This window comes from Xanthomonas sp. 10-10, assembly GCF_040182365.1.
Lineage (GTDB): Bacteria > Pseudomonadota > Gammaproteobacteria > Xanthomonadales > Xanthomonadaceae > Xanthomonas > Xanthomonas arboricola_F.
The window spans coordinates 162,862-182,011 of sequence record NZ_CP144460.1; the positions used below are offsets into that span (position 1 = coordinate 162,862).

Consider the following 19,150-nt stretch of genomic DNA (forward strand, 5'->3'; position numbering starts at 1 on the left):
TTACTTCTTGCGCGTTGCCGGTTTGGCGCTGCGGCCGGCAAAGCCGCGTTCGCGTGCCCACACGATCGCTTCACCGCGGCTATGCACGTCGATCTTTGAATACAACGCCGCCACGTGATTGCGCACCGTATTGGGCGCCACGCCCAGCGCCTGCGCAATCTGTTTGTCGGCCAGGCCTTCGGCGAGGTGTCCGAGCACGTCGCGTTCGCGGTCGGTGAGCTCGGCGATGCCGCAGCCGGTGGTCTGGCTGGGCCGGTTGGCGCGGCGCACGTTGGCCAGTTTTTCCAGCAGGCTCTGGCTGAACCACGAGGCGTCCTGCATCACCGCTTCGATGGCGGTCACCAGTTCCATCTCGGTGCGTTTGCGGTCGGTGATGTCCATCAGCGACAGCAGATAACACTGCACGCCGTGGATGCTGACGGTTTCTGCGGAGACCAGGCAGTCCAGTTGCTCGCCGTCCTTGCGTGCAATGGCGTATTCGACATTGAGCATGCTGCCGGTTTCGGCAAGCGCGCGATGAAACTGCTGGTAGGCCTGGCGGCCGGGAAACAGGCCGATTTCCTCGATGGGCTTGCCGACGATGTCTTCAGTGGCGTACTGGGTGATCTGCGACACGGCATCGTTGATCTCCACGATCTGCAAGGTCTCTGCATTGCACATCAGGGTGGGTACCGGGGTGATGCGGAAGGCCTTGGCAAAGCGTTCCTCGCTTTGCCGCAACGCCACCTCGGCGCGGCGGCGCGGTTCCAGGTCCATGAAGGTGAACAGCATGCAGGCTTCTTCGCCGATTTCAATCGGCTGGCCGGCCACCACCACCAGTTTGGTGGTGCCATCGGGCAGGCTGAGTTCGGCCTGCATCTGCGGGATGGTGGCGCCCTCGTTGAGCCGTTCAAGCCCCAGCTCACGGCGGTCGGCCATCTCCATCACGTCCACTTCGAACACGCTCTTGCCCACCACCGCTTCGCGCGTGTAGCCGGTCATTTCCAGGAAACCCTGGTTGGCCTTGATATAGCGCTTGTCTTCGAGCCGGCAGATGCAGGCCGGTGCGGGGTTGGCATTGAAGGTGCGCTCGAAGCGTTGTTCGGCGCTGGCCCAGTCGCTGGCATCGGCCACGATCAGCACCAGGCAATCCGGCTCGCCTTGCGCGTCGGTGAGCACCAGGCTGCGCACGCGATGCACCCATTGCGCATCGCTGCCTTCGCGGAACACTTCCACCACCACGTCGTTGAACACTTCGCCGGCAATCACGCGGTCGATGGGGTAGTTGCCGGCGTTCAAGCGATGGTTGTTGCGATAGCGCAGCTGGAAGCGGGCGCGGTAGTCGCTGACGGTGGCGCCCAGCTCGGAGAGTTCGCTGGCGCCATGCATGGCCAGCGCGGCCTCGTTGGCCCAGGCAATGGTCTGATCCGGCTCGATCAGGATCACCCCTTCGCTCAAGCCGGTGATGATCTGCTGCAGCTGGCGACGGTTGGTAGAACTGGGCGGGCTGCTGGGAGGTGTGGCTTCACTGCCTGACGACATGGGTGACCCTCGGGCAAACAACGGCGGTAGAGCGCAACAGTGGGCGCTCACGGTAGCGGCTGCCTGACGCGAATGCACTAGCTGCACTGGTGCATCCGGCTCAGGCGTCGAGCCGGCGGCGCTTCCACACTGGCCGCACTTTCACTGCAATGAGGCCACTCCATGGCACAGGTTGTCCGTCATTCCTACGCCCCCAAGATGTCGTGGGGCGCCGTGCTCGCCGGCTGCACCATCGCACTGGTGACCTATCTGACCCTGAGCGTGCTGGGCACCGCGATCGGCGCGTCCACCATCGACCCGCTGCGCGAGGCCAACCCGGTCAGCGGGCTGGGTACCGGCGCCGGCATCTGGCTGGGCCTGAGCACCCTCGTCTCGATTGCGGTGGGTGCATTCGTCGCCGGCCGGCTGGCCACCTCCCGCGGCGGTACGCACGGCCTGCTGAGCTGGGCGCTGACCTCGCTGCTGACCACCTGGCTGGTGGCCGCGCTGGCCAGCAGCGCGGTGGGTGCAGTGTCCGGCGTGGTGGGCAAGGGCCTGTCGCTGACCGGGCAGGGGATTGCCGCCGCCGCCCCGACGCTGGGCAACGGCGTGCAGGATGAGCTCAAGAAGCAGGGCATCGACCTGGATTGGGGCGACCTGCGCGGCCAGCTGGAAACGGCGCTGCGCCAGACCGGCAAGGCCGAGCTCGCCCCCGAGCGCCTGAAGGACCAGGCCGAAGGTGCCACCACCGACGGCAAGGCCACCGCCAGCACCGCGGCGCAGACCCCGCAGGCGGCACCGGATGCCTTTGCCGCCTGGTTCGACCGGGTGCGTGCCCAGGCCAGGCCGGCCATCGATGCCGCCGACCGCGATGCCCTGGTCAACCTGATCATGGCCCGTACCGGCAAGCCGCGCGCGCAGGCCGAGCAGATTGCCGACAACTACGCGCAGACCTACCAGCAGGCCATGGCGCAGTATGCCGCGCTCAAGCGCACCGCCGAGCAGAAGGCCCGCCAGGCCGGTGATGTGGCCGCCCGCGGCGTGTCGCGCGCGGCCTGGACCACCCTGGTGCTGCTGATCCTGGGTGCCGGCATCGCGTTTGGCGCGGGCCGTTTCGGCCGCCGCAGCGACCCGATCGTCGAGGTGTAAGCCCTCGCGTCGAAGGCACACGGTGGGGAACGGTGGCCTGCAGCAGGGCACCGTGCGCAAGCCGGCGCTGTCGAAGGAGCAGGACTCGAGCAAGCTGCAGGGGCAACCCTTCCGGCGATGGATGCCGCGACGTGCTCGACACCGGGCCATCCAGGGGTGGCCCGGTGTTTTTGTGTGTGTGGCGGGCGGAGCAGGCGTGGGTGCCGGCACGCCGGGTCCGCCTCAGCCGCGTCGCCAGCACCCTGCAGGCCAGCACGCTGCCTGCGCCATCGCAGACATCGGGCCAACCCAGACTCAGGCAGCCGACGCCGCACGGGCACTGCACATCGCGCGCAGGAGCGCATGCAACAATGCGCCCACTTCCAACCAGGCACGGCCGCCACCACGTGAGCACAGCGCACTCCGCCATCGAGCCGAACGGTCTGGAATTCCTGTCCGGCGGCGGCGTCATGGGCGCGGCCATCCGTGCGCACGACTGGGCGGCCACGCCGCTGGGCGACCCGCACTGCTGGCCGCAATCGCTGCGCTCGGCGTTGTCGATGGTGCTCAACGCCAAGTTGCTGGGTGCGGTGCTGTGGGGGCCGGACCTGCGCATGTTCTACAACGATGTGTACCTGCAATCGTTGGGCGACCGCCATCCGCATGCCCTGGGGCAGCCGGTGGCCGAGGTCTGGGGCGAAACCTATGCGCCCATCGCGCAGGACTTCGACCGGGTGATGCAGACCGGCGAAGGCTTCGGCCAGGGGGTCATCGCCTTGCCGATGCGCCGCAACGGCATCAGCGAGATGACCTACTGGAATGCCACTGCCTCGCCGATCCGCGGCGAGGACGGCAGCATCGTGGGCTTGATGAACATCGCCATCGAAACCACTGCGCAGGTGGCGGCCGATCGCAACCGCGACATGCAGCATGCGCTGCTGAGCGACGAGAACACCCACCTGGTGCATGAGGTGGTCAACCGCACCAGCGAGCGCGATCGTGCGCTGGAAGCGGAGACCGTTGCGCGCCGCAATGCCGAACGCCTGCAGCTGGCGCTGGCCGCCGGCGCGATCATCGGCACCTGGATCTGGGATCTGCCAAACGATGCGTTTTCGGTCGACGAAGCCTTTGCCGAGACCTTCGGCTTCGACCCGTCCATCAGCCGCACCGGCCTGCCGTTGGAGCAGGTCATCGCCACCGTGCACCCGGACGATCGCGATGGCCTGCGTGCGGCGATCAGCACTGCGATCGCGCGTGGCGGTGCGTATGCGCACCAGTACCGGGTCAGGCGACGCGATGGCAATTACTACTGGCTGGAAGCCAACGGCCGTGTGGAACATGCGCCCGATGGCACGCCGCTGCGGTTTCCCGGCGTGCTGCTGGATATCGACGCACGCCATGCCCTGTCCGAAGAACGCGACCGTGCATTGGCCGCGCTGCGCGACCTGAGCCAGACGCTGGAGCAGCGCGTCACCGCGCGCACGCGCGAGCTGATGGCGGCCGAAGAAGCGCTGCGCCAATCGCAGAAGATGGAAGCGGTGGGGCAGCTCACCGGCGGGCTGGCGCACGACTTCAACAATCTGCTGGCCGGCATTTCCGGTGCGCTGGAATTGATGACGCTGCGCCTGGAGCAGCAGCGCTTCCCGGAACTGCCGCGCTATCTGGGGATTGCGCAGAGCGCCACCACGCGCGCTGCGGCGTTGACGCACCGCTTGCTGGCGTTTGCGCGGCGGCAGACCTTGCTGCCCAAGCCGACCGACGTCAGCCAGTTGATCGCCGATATCCTGGAGCTGGTGCAGCGCACGGTGGGCCCGGGCATCCAGGTGGACTACACCCCCAATGCCGCGCTGTGGCCCGCGCTGGTGGATGCATCGCAGCTGGAAAACGCATTGCTCAACCTGTGCATCAATGCGCGCGATGCCATGCCCGATGGCGGGCGGCTGCACATCGAGACCGGCAACCACTGGATCGACCACGACCTGGCACGGCAACTGGGCATGCGCCAGGGCCCGTACCTGTGGCTATGCGTCGGCGACACCGGCACCGGCATGCCGCCGGACGTGGTGGCGCGCGCATTCGACCCGTTCTTCACCACCAAGCCGCTGGGAGAAGGCACCGGGCTGGGGCTGTCGATGATCTATGGCTTTGCCAAGCAATCCGGCGGGCAGGTGCGGATCCAGTCGGAAGTGGGCAAGGGCTCCAGCGTGTGCCTGTATCTGCCGCGCCACCTGGGCGATGCAATCCAGCCCGATGCCCACGCCGACCCGTTGCAACTCACGCCTACCGATGCCGGCGAGACGGTGCTGATCGTCGACGACGAACCGTCCATCCGTCTGCTGCTGAGCGAGGTATTGCAGGAGTTGGGTTATACCGTCGTCGAAGCCGGCGACAGCGTGGCCGGCCTGGGCCTGCTGCAATCGGCTGCGCGCATCGATCTGCTGATCAGCGACGTGGGCCTGCCCGGCGGCATGAACGGCCGTCAGATGGCCGACGCCGGCCGCGCCCACCGCCCCGGGCTCAAGGTCCTTTTCATCACCGGCTTCGCCGAGAACGCCTTGCTGGACGACCGCCACCTGGAAGCGGGCATGGCGGTGCTGACCAAGCCCTTCAGCGTGAGCGTGCTGACCGCACGGGTGAAGGAGCTGATCGCCGCCCAGGCATGAGTGCGCCGGCACAAGCAGTCACCTGCGCCGCGACATCCGGCGCCGCGACCGTTGCAGCGTGCGTCCATGGCCGGCGGCGCTGGTTGCCGGTTGCCGGTTGCAGTGGTCTGCATCACTTGTCGCGGCGTTGATCGCGCAAGCTGTTTGGTGAGCGTATCGCGATGCGCTAATCACCACGCTCGCAGTGCTTGCCGGGGATGCTTTGTTGCGCCTGGTCTTCCAGCGTGTCGCGTGGTCGGCAAGGAGTCGCTGGATCGGCTAAGGCTTGCGAGTCCGCTCACCGGTGCTCTGCATGAAATCAGGAAGCGGAGCATCGAACGGACGTGGGACACGAGTGGCTAGCATGCAGCCCAAGCAATACCACACCTGCAAGGCCGAACTGAAGCATAGCGTTTCAAGGATGACTTCTAGGATGCGGACAATGACCGCAAGGCCGCCGCCAGCGATGCCGCCGCGCTCTGCGTCCTAGCGAGAAGAAGGCCAGATTGCCTGGGCCCGGGCCGTCCGCCTGAAGTGCGGTGCTGCTGCTCCTACTTCTGGACGATGGCATTATGGCGCCGGGCGCCGGCGCACCCTACTAGCTCTACCGATGCAGTAAGCACAGTGTCACCAAAACCATTCATTTCCGTCCGTTTCGATGCAAGTGCTCATCAAGTGCCGCAGCCTGCACTTATACCCGTTGTATGGCTTTGACCTGCTCGTCCTGCTGTTGCGCCATGGCTTGTTGACTTTGCAAAGCCTGGTTGCGCTGTTCCACATGCGCCATCTCGCGAAACGAAGTTTCTACAGGCGTAGAGATTGCCTGATCTGTCGACATATGCGCGCGCAAATGAGCGGGGTCGTTAAGTTCACCCTGTATGACAAACACGTTCTGTCCCAGATTAGCCTGCTTGCCTTGATCGCTCAGCATTACGTGGTCGACGCGCTCTAGGCCATTTGCCACAGCAAGGTTGGTAAGGCTTGCCGCCATACACGCACTCTTCCCATCTGGCTCTCGTTCAAGTTGGTGGTCCAGCGCAACGACGCCGGCTCTGCATTGCTGATATAGGGCGTAACGAGGATGATCTGGATGTTGTGGTGTCAACTCGTCGACGCTCGGCGTAGCGGCACCGAAAAAGCCAGATGCTCGCGGTGCTGCTGGTACGACTTCCGGCGTCTTCAGGTGTCCTTCAATCGCTTCTTTGGGTGAAAGTCCGTGTTGGCCAACTTGGACTTGATCGCTCCACGCAAGCGCCCCGTTACGATCCATAAGAATCAACTTGCCTTCCTTCAGTGCATTACCCACCAATTGCGCAAGCTGCTCTTCGGATGCGCCGGGATTGTCCGCCGCGATGCCTCTGCCAATCTTATTGTTGTATAGATCCATCGCTTCGCGGTTTGCAGGGTTTTCCGGCATTCCTTCGTGTGCCGTTGCAAGCGCCTCTGCCCATTCGTTTCCAAATTCTTTGACAAGCAAGGCATTCCAGTACGTATGACGAAAAGCATCACGGTGGCCATCGTTGAGTTGCCACTCCTTTGCTCGATTGTCTGGAACATTGTCAGGTACCGGCTGATTCGGGAATCGGCGTCTACTCTCGCTGAATGCGAGATCCTGGGTGTTCTTGAGCTCGAACAGACCTTGCAAGCCTCTACTCCAGGTCATCTCATCCATGAGCTTTCCCTCTGTCGCCGTGACTTTAATCGAGGGCGAAAACGGTATATTCAGTTTCCCGGCCAACCTTGGGTGGTATTCGATCATTTGATCGTCTTGCACCTGAAAAGTGCTGCGGATCCGATCGAGGTCGAGTCTGTCTGACATCCCTGTTATCTCCTTTTAACCTTGCACGATATTGTGGCTGACCACTTTCCCGTCTTTGTATTTAATGTCGTACTCTTGTGTGTCTCCTGCGTATGGAGAAATTCCAAGATAGTACACATCGGTTGATGTTCCCTCACCGTCTTCGGAATAATCGGGAGGGCCCAGCAGAATGAGCACATCTTTCTTGCTCATTCCCACATGGATTACACCCTCGACGGCTTCCATCATATAGATGCGATTATTTTTTTCGAAGTCAACGCCTCGTTGCGATTTCCAGGAGGCCGTATCGAGTTCCTGATTGGATTGCATGGCACAGGCCGTCAATGAGTTAAGCAGCAAAAGGGAGGCAGAGATTGTGCAGATCATGCACCTGGATCGCATCTTCACCCACATGAGACAACCCCCATTCAATTTTGGTCGCTGACGGTGTCTTGGGTCGTTGGCCCCAAGGACGAAATCCGGCGTTTTGTATCCAAAGATCACGACAGAAATCGATAAAGCGCGATCTGCAAGAACGCCGTAACAATAACTCGCCCGGGTCATCGAAGTCAGTGAAGTCCGCATCACGGCCGCTGTAGACACGTGCTACTCCACGCTGGCAGCCACCAGCCGTTGCCACAAGGCCGCGTTGGCGGCGTCGTCCGGCTCCAGCGTGGCTAGCACGCTCAGAGCATGGTCTTCCTGCTCGGCGCCATGCCGGGCCAGCATGGCCAGCGCAGCGGCCAGGCGGCCGTAGCGCAGTGCGCGGCCCAATGAGGTGGCCAGCAAGGTGCTGTCGTGCTCGGGGCGCTGCTCGTCCAGCGCGGTGCCCAGCGTTGCGGGCAGCTCCCAGGTGGTGGCGATGGTCTTGGCCACTGCGGCGGTGTGGCGGTCGACCAGGGCCGCGGCCACCTCCAGGCTGTAGGGCAGGCCGGGGCGCTCGGCATAGGCATCGCGCAACACGCGCAGGATCACCACCGCGCCCAGGCCCTGCAGCAGGCCGGCCAGCTGCGCCGACAAGGTATCGCCGCCGCGTCCGCGCATGTAGGCGGCCGCCGCGGTGGCGGTGCGCAGCGCGTAATCCCACACCGCCGCGGGCAGCCGCGCGTGCAGGCCGCCGTCCAGGCTCAACACCGGTTGCATCACCGCCGCGGCGACGATCTGGCGCACGCCCTCGGTGCCGATGTGCACCACCGCGCGCTCCAGGCTTTCCAGCGGAGCGCCCTGCGGGCGGTACAGCGCACTGTTGGCGATGCGCAGCAGGCTGGCCGCCAGCGCCGGGTCCTGCGCGATGATCGCGGCGATACCGCGCCCGGACGCGTCCGGGTCGTTGACCGCGCGCATCAGCTGCGGCAGCAGGTGCGGGCGGCGCGGCAACAGCTGCGGGCGCAGGTCGACGTGGTCGAGCGCGGCGGTCGCCGCGTCCAGCACGGCCGCCTGCGCGGGATCGCCGGGCAGGCTGCCGTCGGCCAGCGACGGGGCGGCCATCACCGAGGCATACATGCGCCGCAACAGCGGACGCATCGGCGGCGGCTCGGCCTGCAAGGGCTGCGCCGCGGCAGGCGCTGGCGGCGGCGCCTGCGTCTCCATCGCGATGGGTGCCGGCGCGACCGCGCCTGACGCGGCCGGCGCATCGGAGGCCGCGGAACCACCGACTGCCGGGGCCGCAGGCTCGGGCGCACCCTGGCGCAGGCGCATCCACCACACGATGGCTCCGACAATCATCGCCACGGCAACAAGTCCGGCAACAAGCAGCAACACAATCGCGAGCATCATAGGCAGTTGTCTGATCAGTGCCGCGACTATCGGCGATGGCGGGCGTGGCGGCAATGTCGCGCGCCGTGGCGGGGACATCGCGTGACCGTCAGTGCCCAGGGACGAGCGCGGCCGGGCAGGCGTTCACGCCCGGCCGTCACCGATGCATGCGATGCGCGCGCGCCACCTTGCGCATGCGGCGTCGCCCGCCGTGTGCAAGCTGCGGCAGCTGCGCGCCAGGGTCATCGCGCGGTAGCATGCTGGGCGTCCTCTGCCAGCCAAGCGAGTGCGCCATGTCCACCGTCACGCTGCACCGCGTCGTGCGTGCCAGCCCCGAGCGCATCTACCGCGCCTTCCTCGATGCCGATGCATTGGCCAAGTGGCTGCCACCGGCCGGCTTCACCGGCAAGGTCGAACACCTGCATGCGCAGGTGGGCGGCACCTTCCGGATGGCATTCACCAACTTCGCCAACGGCCAGCGCCATGCCTTTGGCGGCACGTACCTGGAGCTGCAGCCCAACGCCTTGCTGCGCTACAACGACGTTTTCGACGACCCGGCGTTGCCGGGCACCATGCTGACCACCGTGCAGTTGCATGCGCTGCCCTGCGGCACCGATGTGCACATCGTGCAGGAAGGCATCCCCGAGCAGATTCCGCTCTACGCCTGTTACCTGGGATGGCAGGACTCGCTGACGCTGCTGGCGCATCTGGTCGAAGCGGAACCGGCGCACTGAGCGCGCCGTCATCGGTGCCGCGTGGGAGCTGAAGTGCGGGCGTGTTGCGCACCGGCAGTCATCGGGCGTGCATCTTGTCGCAGGCGCGTCTAACGGCAGGTTGGGTGTGCGCAACATGCGTGGCGCCAGCTGCTGCAAGGGGCGGGGCGATGTCGGCTGCGATGGCTGCACTGCAGCAATGATGGGTGTGTCTTCAAGCTGACCACTGCGCTGCACGTCACGCTAACGCAGGGGTCTGCACCATGCGTCACCAGCTGTGCAGTTCTAGAGCATCTAGGCAGCTTAAAGGGTGCAGGCATCCGCAGTTGGACCACTTTCCATCGACAGACACCGCGCATTGCGCGGTGTCTTCGTCTGCGCGTGATGCGCACGCGTGCGGTGCACCAGGAGCACGATCAGTGCAGCACACCTCGCGCTACAGCGTGCCCTGCTTCCATAGCCGCACGAGTTCGGCCGGCGCATGTTCTTCGGGAATGCGCAGCGGTTCGCTGGCACCGTCCCAGGCGATGCTGAAATAGCGCCGGTCGCCGCCACCCGCCTGCGGGCGCGGCAACGCATGCACCAGGCATTGGTCCAGCAACGCGCGCAGGTGCAGCCGCTGCGCATCGTCCAATGCATCCATCGGCAGTTGCCGCTCGCGGCGCATGGCCGGGAATGCCGCCACGCCGCCCTCGCGTGCAAGGCGCAGGGTCACGCCCGACTCCACTGGCGGCCGCTGTGGACTCATGCCAGCACGCCCACGTCGCGCCAGGCCTGTTGCACGGCGCGTGCCTCTGCGCTGTTGGCGCCGTAATCGGTGCTGGCGACAGTGACGGTGCGTGCGGCAAAGGTGGCGAAGTCGGCACCGGCGGCCAGGTCGCCACCGGTGAGCGTGCGGTACCAGATGCGGCCGGTCTTCTCCCACGCAGCCCCGCCGATCGCGACCGCAGCGCGATAGAACGCGTGATTGGGGATGCCGGAGTTGTAGTGCACGCCGCCGTCGTCCTCCTGCGTGTTGACGTAGTCGGCCATCGTGGCCGGTTGCGGATCTTTGCCCAGTGCAGGGTCATCGTACGCGCTGCCCGGCGCGCGCATCGAGCGCAGGCCCACACCGTTGATGCCCGGCATCAACAGGCCCGCACCGATGATCCAGTCGGCCTCGCTTGCGCTCTGGCGCAACGCGTACTGCTTGATCAGCACGCCGAACACATCCGACACCGATTCGTTCAACGCGCCCGATTGCCCCTGGTAGATCAGGTTGGCAGTGCGTTCGGTGACGCCGTGAGCGAGCTCATGGCCCACCACATCGATGGCGATGGTAAAGCGGTTGAAGACCTCGCCATCGCCATCGCCGAACACCATCTGTTCGCCATCCCAGAATGCGTTGTCGTAACCGCGCTCGTAATGCACGCTGCCGATCAACGGCATGCCTGCGCCATCGATGGAATTGCGCCCGTACACGGTCTGGAAGAAATCATGCGTGGCACCGAGATAATCGTAGGCCTCGGTCACGGCCACATCGCCGGTGGCCGCAGCGCCTTCGTCGCGCACCAGGATGCCGGGCAAGGCGGTGCCTTGCTGCGCATCGTAGATACGCCGCCGCACCGCTTGCGTGGCCGGTGCGGCATCCGCTGCGAGGACCTCTGCGCGTGCCAGCAGCCCACGCGCGCGCTGCTGGCGCAGGTGGGCGGTGATCTGGCGGGACAGCTGCGCGCAATGGCGTGCATGCTCGGGCGCCGCCTGTGCCACATGGTCCAGCAGATACGGCGGCAGGATGCCGGCACGGCGCGGGGCGAGGGGCGCAGACATGAGCGGACTCCACAATGGGGTGCGCCCGCGACTATGACCAGGCCGGGTTTAGGAAAACGTTAGGCCTGATCATGTTGCGCGCATGCAACGGGTTGCGACAGGGCTGGCGTTCATTCCAGCTGCGACAAGGCGTCCTGGATCGGGGTCGGGCCGTCGATAAAGCCCACCGTCTTGCCGATGGTGGCCGGCGTTGCCAGTGCTGCGGCGATCACCTGGGCCACATTGGCACGCGAGACGCCACCGTCGGCATTGCTGCCCGGGTCGCGAGCGATGCGGCCCGTAGGCGCATCGAGCGTCAGCCGGCCGGGGCCGAGCACGGTCCAGTCCAGCGCGGTGCCGCGCAGATGCGCATCGGCCGCCGCCTTGGCCTGGGCATAGGCGAAAAAGCCGTCGTCCGGCCCGATGCCGTGTTCCAGCCCGGCGCCCAGATACGACACCATCACGTAGCGGCGTACGCGCGCCTGTTCGGCCGCATGCATCGAGCGGATCGCCGCATCGCGGTCTACTGCATAGGTGCGTGCGGCATCGCCGCCACCGGCACCGGCCGACCACACCACCGCATCGTGGCCGGCCAGCTGCGCGGCGATGGCGTCGGTATCGGCGTGTTCGATGTCGAACACCACCGGCGTGGCGCCATCGGCAATCACATCGCCTTCGTGCTCGGGATTGCGGAACAGTGCGGTGACGTGATGGCCGCCGGTCAACAGCAGTGGGGTGAGCAAACGTGCCACCTTGCCGTGGCCGCCGATGACGAGGATACGAGACATGCACAACTCCAACCGATGCGCGCCGACACAGCGCCGAAGGCGATCATCCTCGCCAATGCGGCGCTAAGACGATGTCAGCGCAGAGGTGTGCGCGTGCAGCGCTGAGCCGCAGGTTCTTTCGATGGAGCCAGCGGGCAAGGCTTGCATGCGCGAACAACGCTGTCAGCGGCCGTAGGTAACGGGCAGGGCGCACCACCGCCCTGGCACGCCGCCGCCCATCCAGAACTGCAGAACGCTCGCCCCGTGGTGCCGTTGCTCGCCGGGTCAGGCGGGTGATGCAGATGAATGCCGCGGCGGACGATCGCCAGTCATCGGCTATTGGGCGGTGTGGTGATCCCAAAGCTGCAGGACCTGCGCGATCGCTGCCTCCATGAGCTTGAAACCCACACCATCTCTTGCGAGCGTGGAAAGCCCGAGCAGGAAGCTGTCGAAGACGCAGGTCAGGGCGGCTGCATCGAGGTCGGCTGCCAATTCTCCGCTGGCGATGGCGCGCTCCACGCAGGCGCGGATGCCCGCACGTGTCCGCGCGCGCGATCGCGTCAGCGGGCTCGATATTGCAGCCAGTTCCGGAGATGGCGCGCTCATGACCCCCAAGGCAACCATGCAACCCTTGGGATGCCCGCGTTCGCACTGCATCTTGGCCGAGCGCCGCAAGGCAAGTTCCAGCGCCTGCCTTGGCGCAAGCGAGGCATCCCACAAGCAGTGGGTGACCTGCGCGTAGGTCGCCAGATAACGCTCCATGCATTCCCTGTAGAGCGCTTCCTTGGAGCCGAACGCTGCATAAAAGCTGGGCGCGGTGATCCCGCCGCCGATCGCTGCCTTGAGCTGGCTCAGCGACGTCGACTCGTAACCCTGCTCCCAGAACAGGTGCAGTGCCTGCTCGACCGCGACATCGCGATCGAAGGTTCGTGGTCTGCCCATCTGTGCCATCACGCGCTCCGCTTGCTAGATCGATACTATTCGATACATAAGTCATTGACAACCGGATGCCACCCGCCTAGATTTATATCTATCGATACATATCTTGCAAGGTCACTGGACGAGGATATCGACAAGCCCGCACAGCGGGTTTCTTTTTTGCCTACATATATATCGTTCGGTACATAAATTTCCGTTGCTCATGACCAAGGACATCCTGTGACCGCTTCCAAGGCCCCGCCGGCACCTGCGCCTGCTGCTCCGTTGCCCATCGCCGCCCTGCTGGCCCTGGCCATGACCGGCTTCATCTGCATCGTGACCGAGACGCTGCCGGCCGGCCTGCTGCCGCAGATCTCCCAGGGCTTGGGGGTGACCCCCGCGCTCGCCGGCCAGACCGTCACTGCCTATGCGGTGGGCTCGCTGCTGGCGGCCATCCCGTTGACCATCGCCACCCAGCACTGGCGCCGTCGTCGCGTTCTGTTGCTCACCATCGTCGGCTTCCTGGTGTTCAACTCCGTCACTGCCCTGTCCACCCACTATGGTCTGACTCTGGTTGCACGGTTCTTCGCTGGCGCAGCGGCGGGCCTGGCGTGGAGCCTGCTTGCCGGGTATGCCCGGCGCATGGTGCAACCGGAACAGCAGGGCAAGGCCATGGCGATCGCGATGGTGGGCACGCCGATCGCGTTGTCGCTCGGCGTGCCGCTGGGAACCTGGATGGGCGGACTGATCGGCTGGCGCACCGCGTTCGCGGCCATGTCGGCGCTGACGGTCGCGCTGATCGCCTGGGTGTTGCTCAAGGTGCCGGACTATCCCGGCCAGACGGCAACGCAGCGGGTGCCATTGCGCAAGGTGCTTGGCACGCCCGGTGTACGTCCGGTGCTCGCCACGGTGATGGCCTGGATGCTGGCGCACAACATCCTCTACACCTACGTGGCACCGTTCGCTGCGCGCGCAGGGCTGGGCCAGCGCGTGGACGTGCTGCTGCTGACCTTCGGCATGGCGGCACTGCTTGGCATCGGCATCGCCGGCAGACTGGTGGAACGGCATCTGCGCGGCACCGTGCTGGTCTCGCTGGCCACGTTCTTCGCGGTGTCGGTGGTCCTGGCGCTGCTGCAGGGAGTGCAGCCGGTCGTGTATGCGTGCGTCGCGGTCTGGGGGCTGACCTTCGGCGGTGCAGCAACCCTGTTGCAGACCGCGCTTGCCGACAGCGCAGGCGATGGCGCCGATGTCGCGCTGTCGCTCAATGTCGTGGCCTGGAATAGCGTCATCGCCGGCGGTGGCGTGCTGGGCGGGGTGCTGCTGGAGCACTGGGGAGCGCAGAGCTTCCCGACTGCCATGGCAGTGTTGCTGGCAATCGGATGGGCAATTGCATGGTCCGCCCGCACCCACGGATTTGCGGCTGGCGCGCGCGCAGCAGTTCCTGGTCACTAGGCGTGCGGGAGACGTGACGCGCAGGCCCGGCGGCGCATCGCCGTAGCCAGCCGCCGACGCCCAGGCACGGTGCGTTGCATCTGGACGTCGTGCAGGTTGGACAGGCAGGCCATGCACGCCGGGCCAGTGCCAAACTGCGTGTAACCGCGTTACCCGCACGCGCAGATCTGGGACACTGGCGCGCCACAGCTTGCGAGACCTGTCGATGTCCAACTCTGCCGAGTGGCGCCCGCGCGTTGGTTGCGGTGCCTTCATCCAACGCGCCGATGGTCATTTGTTGCTGGTGTTGCGCGGGCGTGCGCCCGAGCAGGAGCATTGGGGCCTGCCCGGCGGCAAGGTGGACTGGATGGAAACGGTGGAGGCCACGGTGGTGCGCGAAGTGCTGGAAGAAACCGGCCTGCAGGTGCATCCGCAGCGCGTGCTGTGCGTGGTCAGCCACTTCGAGCCGGACATGGATCCGCCGCAGCACTGGGTGGCGCCGGTGTATCTGGCCACCATCGAAGGTAGCGAACAGGCGCAACGACGCGAGCCGCAGGTGCTGCTGGATATCGGCTGGTTTGCTTTGGATGCGCTCCCCACGCCGCTGACCCGCTCGGCGTTGCAGGCGGTCCAGCAGGTGCAGGCCGAGCGGCGCGTGCAGCACGACTGAAACGTGGTGTCGCCGGCGGGCAGCGCGTGGCCGCCAGCGCACGCCCGTCGCCGCGCATGGATTTTGCTGCGCCAGTCCGCTATTTTCGGCGCTGCCGGGGCGAGGGGAGATCGCGCCCGGAGACTCGACTATACGGCCGGGATGCCGATTGACTGCGTGTGGCCCGGTCACTCATCACAGGGACTGAAGAATGGAATCGCTGTATCCGCAAGGCCCGGCGGTGGTGCCGGAGCGGCTGACTGCACCCAGCAGTAAATACCGACGCAATGCCTGGCTGGCCATGCTCGGGCTGGGCGGCTTCATTGCCGTGTATCTGGGATTGCTGGGGTGGTTCGCCTGGACGGCGTATCGGCTGGCCTCCGGGCTGGTGCAGGGCTCCGGCGGCGAGCAGGCCGTGTGGCTATGGCTGGTGGCCGCAGGCGCTGCCTTCCTGGCGGTGTTCATGGCCAAGGCGCTGGTGTTCAACAAGCGCGCCGAACGCGATACCCGCGCGCTGGAACTGCGTCCGGCCGAGCAACCGGAGCTGTTCGCGTTCCTGCATCGGCTGGCCGACGAAGCCGGTGCGCCGCGCCCGCACAAGGTCTATCTGTCGGCGCAGGTCAACGCCGGCGTGTTCTACGACCTGTCGCTGCTCAATCTGCTGCTGCCTTCGCGCAAGAATCTGGATATCGGCCTGGGCCTGGTCAATGTGCTGAACCTGGGCGAATTGAAGGCCGTGCTCGCCCACGAATTCGGCCACTTCGCCCAACGCACGATGGCGGTCGGCCGCTGGGTCTACATCGCCCAGCAGATCGCCGCGCATATCGTGGGCAAGCGCGATGCACTGGACAAGCTGCTGGCGACGCTGTCGCGGATCGACCTGCGTGTGGCGTGGATCGGCTGGGGGCTGTCGTTGATCGTGTGGTCGATCCGCTCGCTGGTCGAAATCGCCTTTCGCGGCGTGGTGCTGGCGCAGCGCGCGCTGTCGCGCGAGATGGAATACCAGGCCGACCTGGTGGCCGCCTCGCTCACCGGCAGCGACGCGCTGGTGCATGCGCTGCACAAGCTGGAAGCGGCCGACGACGGCTGGCAGCGCGCGTTGCGCTTTGCCGGGCGCGAGTTTGCGCAGGACCGGCCGGTCAAGGATCTGTTCGCCATCCAGTCGCGCATCATCGAGCACATGCGCGTGGTCTTGAACGACCCCGGCCACGGCGTGGTGCCAGCGGTGCCGGAGGAGACGGCGCACGCGTACCGGCTGTTCCAGAACGACATCGCGCAGCCGTCGCAGATGTGGGCCACCCATCCGCCCAGCGCAGCGCGCGAAGAAAACCTCAAGCGTCACTATATCGCCTGCCCGATCGACGCACGCCCGGCGATGGACGTGCTGCGCAACGCGCAAGCGCTGCGCGAGCAGGTCTCGCTCGGCCTGTTCACCGGCCAGGCGCCCAGCTGTGTGGACATCGAGGTGTCGCTGGCAGCGCTGGAGCGCGAGTTTGCGGCCTTGTCGTTATCGCGGCGCTATCAAGGCCTGTACCTGGGCCGCTCCTGCACGCGCGCTGCGCGAACCGTGGCCGAGCTGTACGCCGATCCGTTGCCGCAGGGCGATCTGCTGCAGGCGCTGGATGGGCTGTACCTGCCTGAGGATGGCCAGGCCATCGAGCAACTGCGCGAACGCGAGCGGCAACGCGCCAGCCTGCAGGCCTTGATGGACGGCGGGCTGCGCGCAAACGGCGGCGTGGTGACCTGGAAGGGCACCAGCCTGACGCGCGCGCAGCTGCCTGCGGTGATCGCAGAACTCGATGGCGAACTGCAGGTGCTGCGAGCGCGGGTCAGCGGCCACGACCGCCGCTGCCGCAGCGTGCATCTGGCCGCGGCCACCACCCTCGGCGGCGGCTGGCCCGAGCTGTTGCGTGGCTACCTGGCCGTGCTGCATTACACCGACCACACCATCGCCGATCTGGAGGATGCGCACCTGCTGTACCTGCAGACCTTCCACAGCGTGATCGCCGATGGCCGGGTGTCCGCCAGGGAGCTGCGCCAGTTGGTGGCTGCGTGCAACGAGCTGCAACGGGGGCTGCGCCGGGTGTACGAGCAGGCCGCGCACCTGCGCTTGAATGCCCCGCTGGCCGCGGCCCTGGGGAAGGAACACTGGCAGCAGTGCCTGCCGGAGTTCCGGCTGGCCGAGGCCGACCAAAGCAACATCAACCCGTGGATGGACGCGGCCAAGGGCTGGGTGCAGGTCACCATGGGGGCGCTGTGCGAGCTGCGCGATGCCAGTCTGGAGCAGTTGCTGCGTGCCGAAGATGCGGTGGCCGCGCAGTTGCGCCACGCTGCGCCTGCGTCCAGCAGTGATACCCCGGCGGCGGTACCTGCGGATTATCCGGTGCGTCTGCCTGGCGAGGAGCGCCAGCGCAACCTCAAACAGAACCTCTGGCAGCGCTTCCTGGCCGCCGACGGCCTGTTTCCTTCCGTCGCGCGCGTGGCGGTGGCCGCATCCATCGTGGCCGGGGTGCTGTGGGCCGGCGGCACAGTCGGCCTGGCCGAGGTGGTTGCCTACAACGGCTTGCAGCAGACGGTGACGGTGACCATCGACGACCAGATCGCCTCGCTGCCGCCCAACGGTCGCCACGTGTTCCAGCTGACAGAACGTGCAAGCCACCACGTCAGCACGCGCTCGGCCGCGGGCGGGCTGATCGAAACCTTCGATGCGCCCAGCGGCGGGCACGGCGGCCAGTTCGCCTACAACGTGGCCGGTGCCGCGCTGCTGCTGCACTGGCGCGCCAGCTATGGCGCGGCAGCGGAAGACAGCACACGCCATCTCGACAATGCACGCTGGGAACGCACCACCGCGCAGGTGGTCTTCGACGAGCCGCCGCAAACGGTCAGCGGCAAGGGCAGCCAGTACCGCGATGTGGTGACGGCCGTTTCCGACCGGCCGCCGCATCAACTGCTGGGCGAGCTGACACCCGCGCAGGACCTGGCGCTGATGCAGGCGCACGCACGCTGGGATGCCGGCGACGCACCGTACATCCTGCAGTGGCTGGCGCAGTTGCAGCGGGTGGCGCCGGAGACGCTGCCGGCAGTGCTGGACGAGCGCCTGCAGCGCGATCGGCAGGACGTGGCCGCCCTGCGCATGCAGCAGGACATCGCCGCGCCGGCGCAACGCGGGCAGGTGTGTGCGCGGCACACCGCCAGTGCCCAGGCTGCCCCGCAGTCATCGGCACTGGCCTATGCGGCGATCCGCTGCAGCACCCAGGGCCCGCAGCGCGACCAGGCCTTCGTGCAGGCGCAGCAGCGCTGGCCGCGCGATCCGTGGTTGCAACGCGCCGCCGCCGCGGTGCAGATCGAGCAAGGCCAGCTGGCACAGGCGCAAACCCTGCTGGAGCAGGCCGTGCGTGCGCCGGCGCTGAGCGACGAGGTGATCGTGACGTTGGCGCGCCTGCAGCGCTACCGCGGCTTGGCCCCGGACCTGCCGGCGCTGGCGCAGCAATCGGCCGCGCTGGCCTCGATCATGGCACTGGAGAGCGGCAAGGGCACCGAGGGCACGCCGTATGAGGGGTATCACGCGCTTGCCCAGGGCGAGCTGCGCACCGCCGTGCTCAAGGCCTCCGGCAATGCCGATGTCCACGCGCGGCTACTGCGCCTGGCGGCCGCCTCCAAGGGGGCCGGGGCCGACCTGCTGCACCAGGTGCGCGCGCTGCCGGCCGGGGCCGGGCTGGATGTCTATACCGCACCGAGCGCCTGGGCTCTGGCCGCACGCGAGGGCTGGCAGGCCGATGCGGCGCGGGCCATCACCCTGCAGGAAGCCGACGAGGATGCGGCCGGGATCGAACGCTTCTTCGCCGCTGTGCAGGCCGGGCGCAGCCCGGAGCAGGCCGAGGCGGCGCTGGGGCGGGTGAGCCTGGTCGGCCGCGGCATGGCTTACACGATGGCGGTGGTCGTGCTGGGCGAACGTTGCCCCACGCACTGGCGCAACGCTGCGCGCCAAGTGCTGTTTGCCAGCGAGCGGCCGTACCTGGGCTGATCGCCACACCAGCCAGGCGGGCCATGTGCGCGGCTGC

General features: G+C 66.5%; 14 protein-coding genes. 6 read left to right on the forward strand and 8 right to left on the reverse strand.

What is annotated here, in order from left to right; genetic code table 11:
- The gene (locus tag VZ068_RS00650) at positions 1–1,521 is read right to left on the reverse strand and encodes a helix-turn-helix transcriptional regulator (protein WP_349656565.1); all 1,521 of its coding nucleotides are present in this window, start codon (positions 1,519–1,521) and stop codon (positions 1–3) included.
- 162 nt (positions 1,522–1,683) lie between these two features.
- Here VZ068_RS00650 and VZ068_RS00655 point away from each other — a divergent pair, with 162 nt between their 5' ends.
- A complete protein-coding gene (locus VZ068_RS00655) occupies positions 1,684–2,649 on the forward strand; it encodes a hypothetical protein (protein WP_349656566.1) in 966 nt (321 codons plus the stop codon).
- Between the two features lie 350 nt (positions 2,650–2,999).
- On the forward strand, positions 3,000–5,291 hold the full coding sequence (locus VZ068_RS00660; RefSeq protein ID WP_349656567.1) for a PAS domain-containing protein: 2,292 nt from the start codon (positions 3,000–3,002) through the stop codon (positions 5,289–5,291).
- A 670-nt stretch (positions 5,292–5,961) separates the two neighbouring features.
- Here VZ068_RS00660 and VZ068_RS00665 read toward each other — a convergent pair.
- From VZ068_RS00665 to VZ068_RS00675, 3 genes are read right to left on the reverse strand one after another with little or no spacing between them, the layout of a single operon-like run.
- A complete protein-coding gene (locus tag VZ068_RS00665; protein ID WP_349656568.1) occupies positions 5,962–7,089 on the reverse strand; it encodes an XVIPCD domain-containing protein in 1,128 nt (375 codons plus the stop codon).
- Between the two features lie 15 nt (positions 7,090–7,104).
- Complete coding sequence (locus VZ068_RS00670) at positions 7,105–7,671, reverse strand: hypothetical protein (RefSeq protein WP_259166652.1); 567 nt, start codon at positions 7,669–7,671, stop codon at positions 7,105–7,107.
- A 3-nt stretch (positions 7,672–7,674) separates the two neighbouring features.
- Positions 7,675–8,844, reverse strand: coding sequence for an HDOD domain-containing protein (locus VZ068_RS00675; protein ID WP_349656569.1), 1,170 nt, complete (start codon positions 8,842–8,844; stop codon positions 7,675–7,677).
- Between the two features lie 272 nt (positions 8,845–9,116).
- On the opposite strand from VZ068_RS00675, the gene VZ068_RS00680 reads away from it, so the two are divergent.
- The gene (locus VZ068_RS00680; protein ID WP_349656570.1) at positions 9,117–9,557 is read left to right on the forward strand and encodes an SRPBCC family protein; all 441 of its coding nucleotides are present in this window, start codon (positions 9,117–9,119) and stop codon (positions 9,555–9,557) included.
- Positions 9,558–9,972: 415 nt separating this feature from the next.
- On the opposite strand, the gene VZ068_RS00685 is transcribed toward VZ068_RS00680, so the two are convergent.
- The 4 genes from VZ068_RS00685 to VZ068_RS00700 form a co-directional block, all read right to left on the reverse strand.
- Positions 9,973–10,284 (reverse strand): protealysin inhibitor emfourin, encoded by a 312-nt coding sequence (locus tag VZ068_RS00685; RefSeq protein ID WP_259159206.1) that lies wholly within the window; start codon positions 10,282–10,284, stop codon positions 9,973–9,975.
- Positions 10,281–11,345 carry a M4 family metallopeptidase gene (locus tag VZ068_RS00690; protein ID WP_349656571.1) on the reverse strand — a complete coding sequence of 355 codons (1,065 nt, stop codon included), beginning with the start codon at positions 11,343–11,345 and terminating at the stop codon, positions 10,281–10,283. The genes VZ068_RS00685 and VZ068_RS00690 overlap by 4 nt, the downstream gene beginning before the upstream one ends.
- Before the next feature lie 110 nt (positions 11,346–11,455).
- Positions 11,456–12,112: an SDR family oxidoreductase gene (locus VZ068_RS00695; protein WP_349656572.1), complete on the reverse strand. Its 657-nt coding sequence runs from the start codon at positions 12,110–12,112 to the stop codon at positions 11,456–11,458.
- 315 nt (positions 12,113–12,427) lie between these two features.
- The gene (locus VZ068_RS00700; protein WP_259159209.1) at positions 12,428–13,042 is read right to left on the reverse strand and encodes a TetR/AcrR family transcriptional regulator; all 615 of its coding nucleotides are present in this window, start codon (positions 13,040–13,042) and stop codon (positions 12,428–12,430) included.
- Between the two features lie 207 nt (positions 13,043–13,249).
- Here VZ068_RS00700 and VZ068_RS00705 point away from each other — a divergent pair, with 207 nt between their 5' ends.
- From VZ068_RS00705 to VZ068_RS00715, 3 genes are all read left to right on the forward strand, one after another.
- A complete protein-coding gene (locus VZ068_RS00705; protein WP_349656573.1) occupies positions 13,250–14,461 on the forward strand; it encodes an MFS transporter in 1,212 nt (403 codons plus the stop codon).
- Positions 14,462–14,666: 205 nt separating this feature from the next.
- A complete protein-coding gene (locus tag VZ068_RS00710) occupies positions 14,667–15,110 on the forward strand; it encodes an NUDIX domain-containing protein (protein WP_259166660.1) in 444 nt (147 codons plus the stop codon).
- 280 nt (positions 15,111–15,390) lie between these two features.
- Complete coding sequence (locus VZ068_RS00715; RefSeq protein ID WP_349657618.1) at positions 15,391–19,113, forward strand: M48 family metalloprotease; 3,723 nt, start codon at positions 15,391–15,393, stop codon at positions 19,111–19,113.
- Positions 19,114–19,150: the final 37 nt, after the last annotated feature.

Coding starts and splice junctions, on each gene's coding strand:
- VZ068_RS00665 (WP_349656568.1), bottom strand. CDS start 7,089: ATGTCAGACAGACTCGACCTCGATCGGATCCGCAGCACTTTTCAGGTG.
- VZ068_RS00660 (WP_349656567.1), top strand. CDS start 3,000: ATGCGCCCACTTCCAACCAGGCACGGCCGCCACCACGTGAGCACAGCG.
- VZ068_RS00655 (WP_349656566.1), top strand. CDS start 1,684: ATGGCACAGGTTGTCCGTCATTCCTACGCCCCCAAGATGTCGTGGGGC.
- VZ068_RS00710 (WP_259166660.1), top strand. CDS start 14,667: ATGTCCAACTCTGCCGAGTGGCGCCCGCGCGTTGGTTGCGGTGCCTTC.
- VZ068_RS00680 (WP_349656570.1), top strand. CDS start 9,117: ATGTCCACCGTCACGCTGCACCGCGTCGTGCGTGCCAGCCCCGAGCGC.
- VZ068_RS00690 (WP_349656571.1), bottom strand. CDS start 11,345: ATGTCTGCGCCCCTCGCCCCGCGCCGTGCCGGCATCCTGCCGCCGTAT.
- VZ068_RS00650 (WP_349656565.1), bottom strand. CDS start 1,521: ATGTCGTCAGGCAGTGAAGCCACACCTCCCAGCAGCCCGCCCAGTTCT.
- VZ068_RS00675 (WP_349656569.1), bottom strand. CDS start 8,844: ATGATGCTCGCGATTGTGTTGCTGCTTGTTGCCGGACTTGTTGCCGTG.
- VZ068_RS00715 (WP_349657618.1), top strand. CDS start 15,391: ATGCTCGGGCTGGGCGGCTTCATTGCCGTGTATCTGGGATTGCTGGGG.
- VZ068_RS00695 (WP_349656572.1), bottom strand. CDS start 12,112: ATGTCTCGTATCCTCGTCATCGGCGGCCACGGCAAGGTGGCACGTTTG.
- VZ068_RS00685 (WP_259159206.1), bottom strand. CDS start 10,284: ATGAGTCCACAGCGGCCGCCAGTGGAGTCGGGCGTGACCCTGCGCCTT.
- VZ068_RS00700 (WP_259159209.1), bottom strand. CDS start 13,042: ATGGCACAGATGGGCAGACCACGAACCTTCGATCGCGATGTCGCGGTC.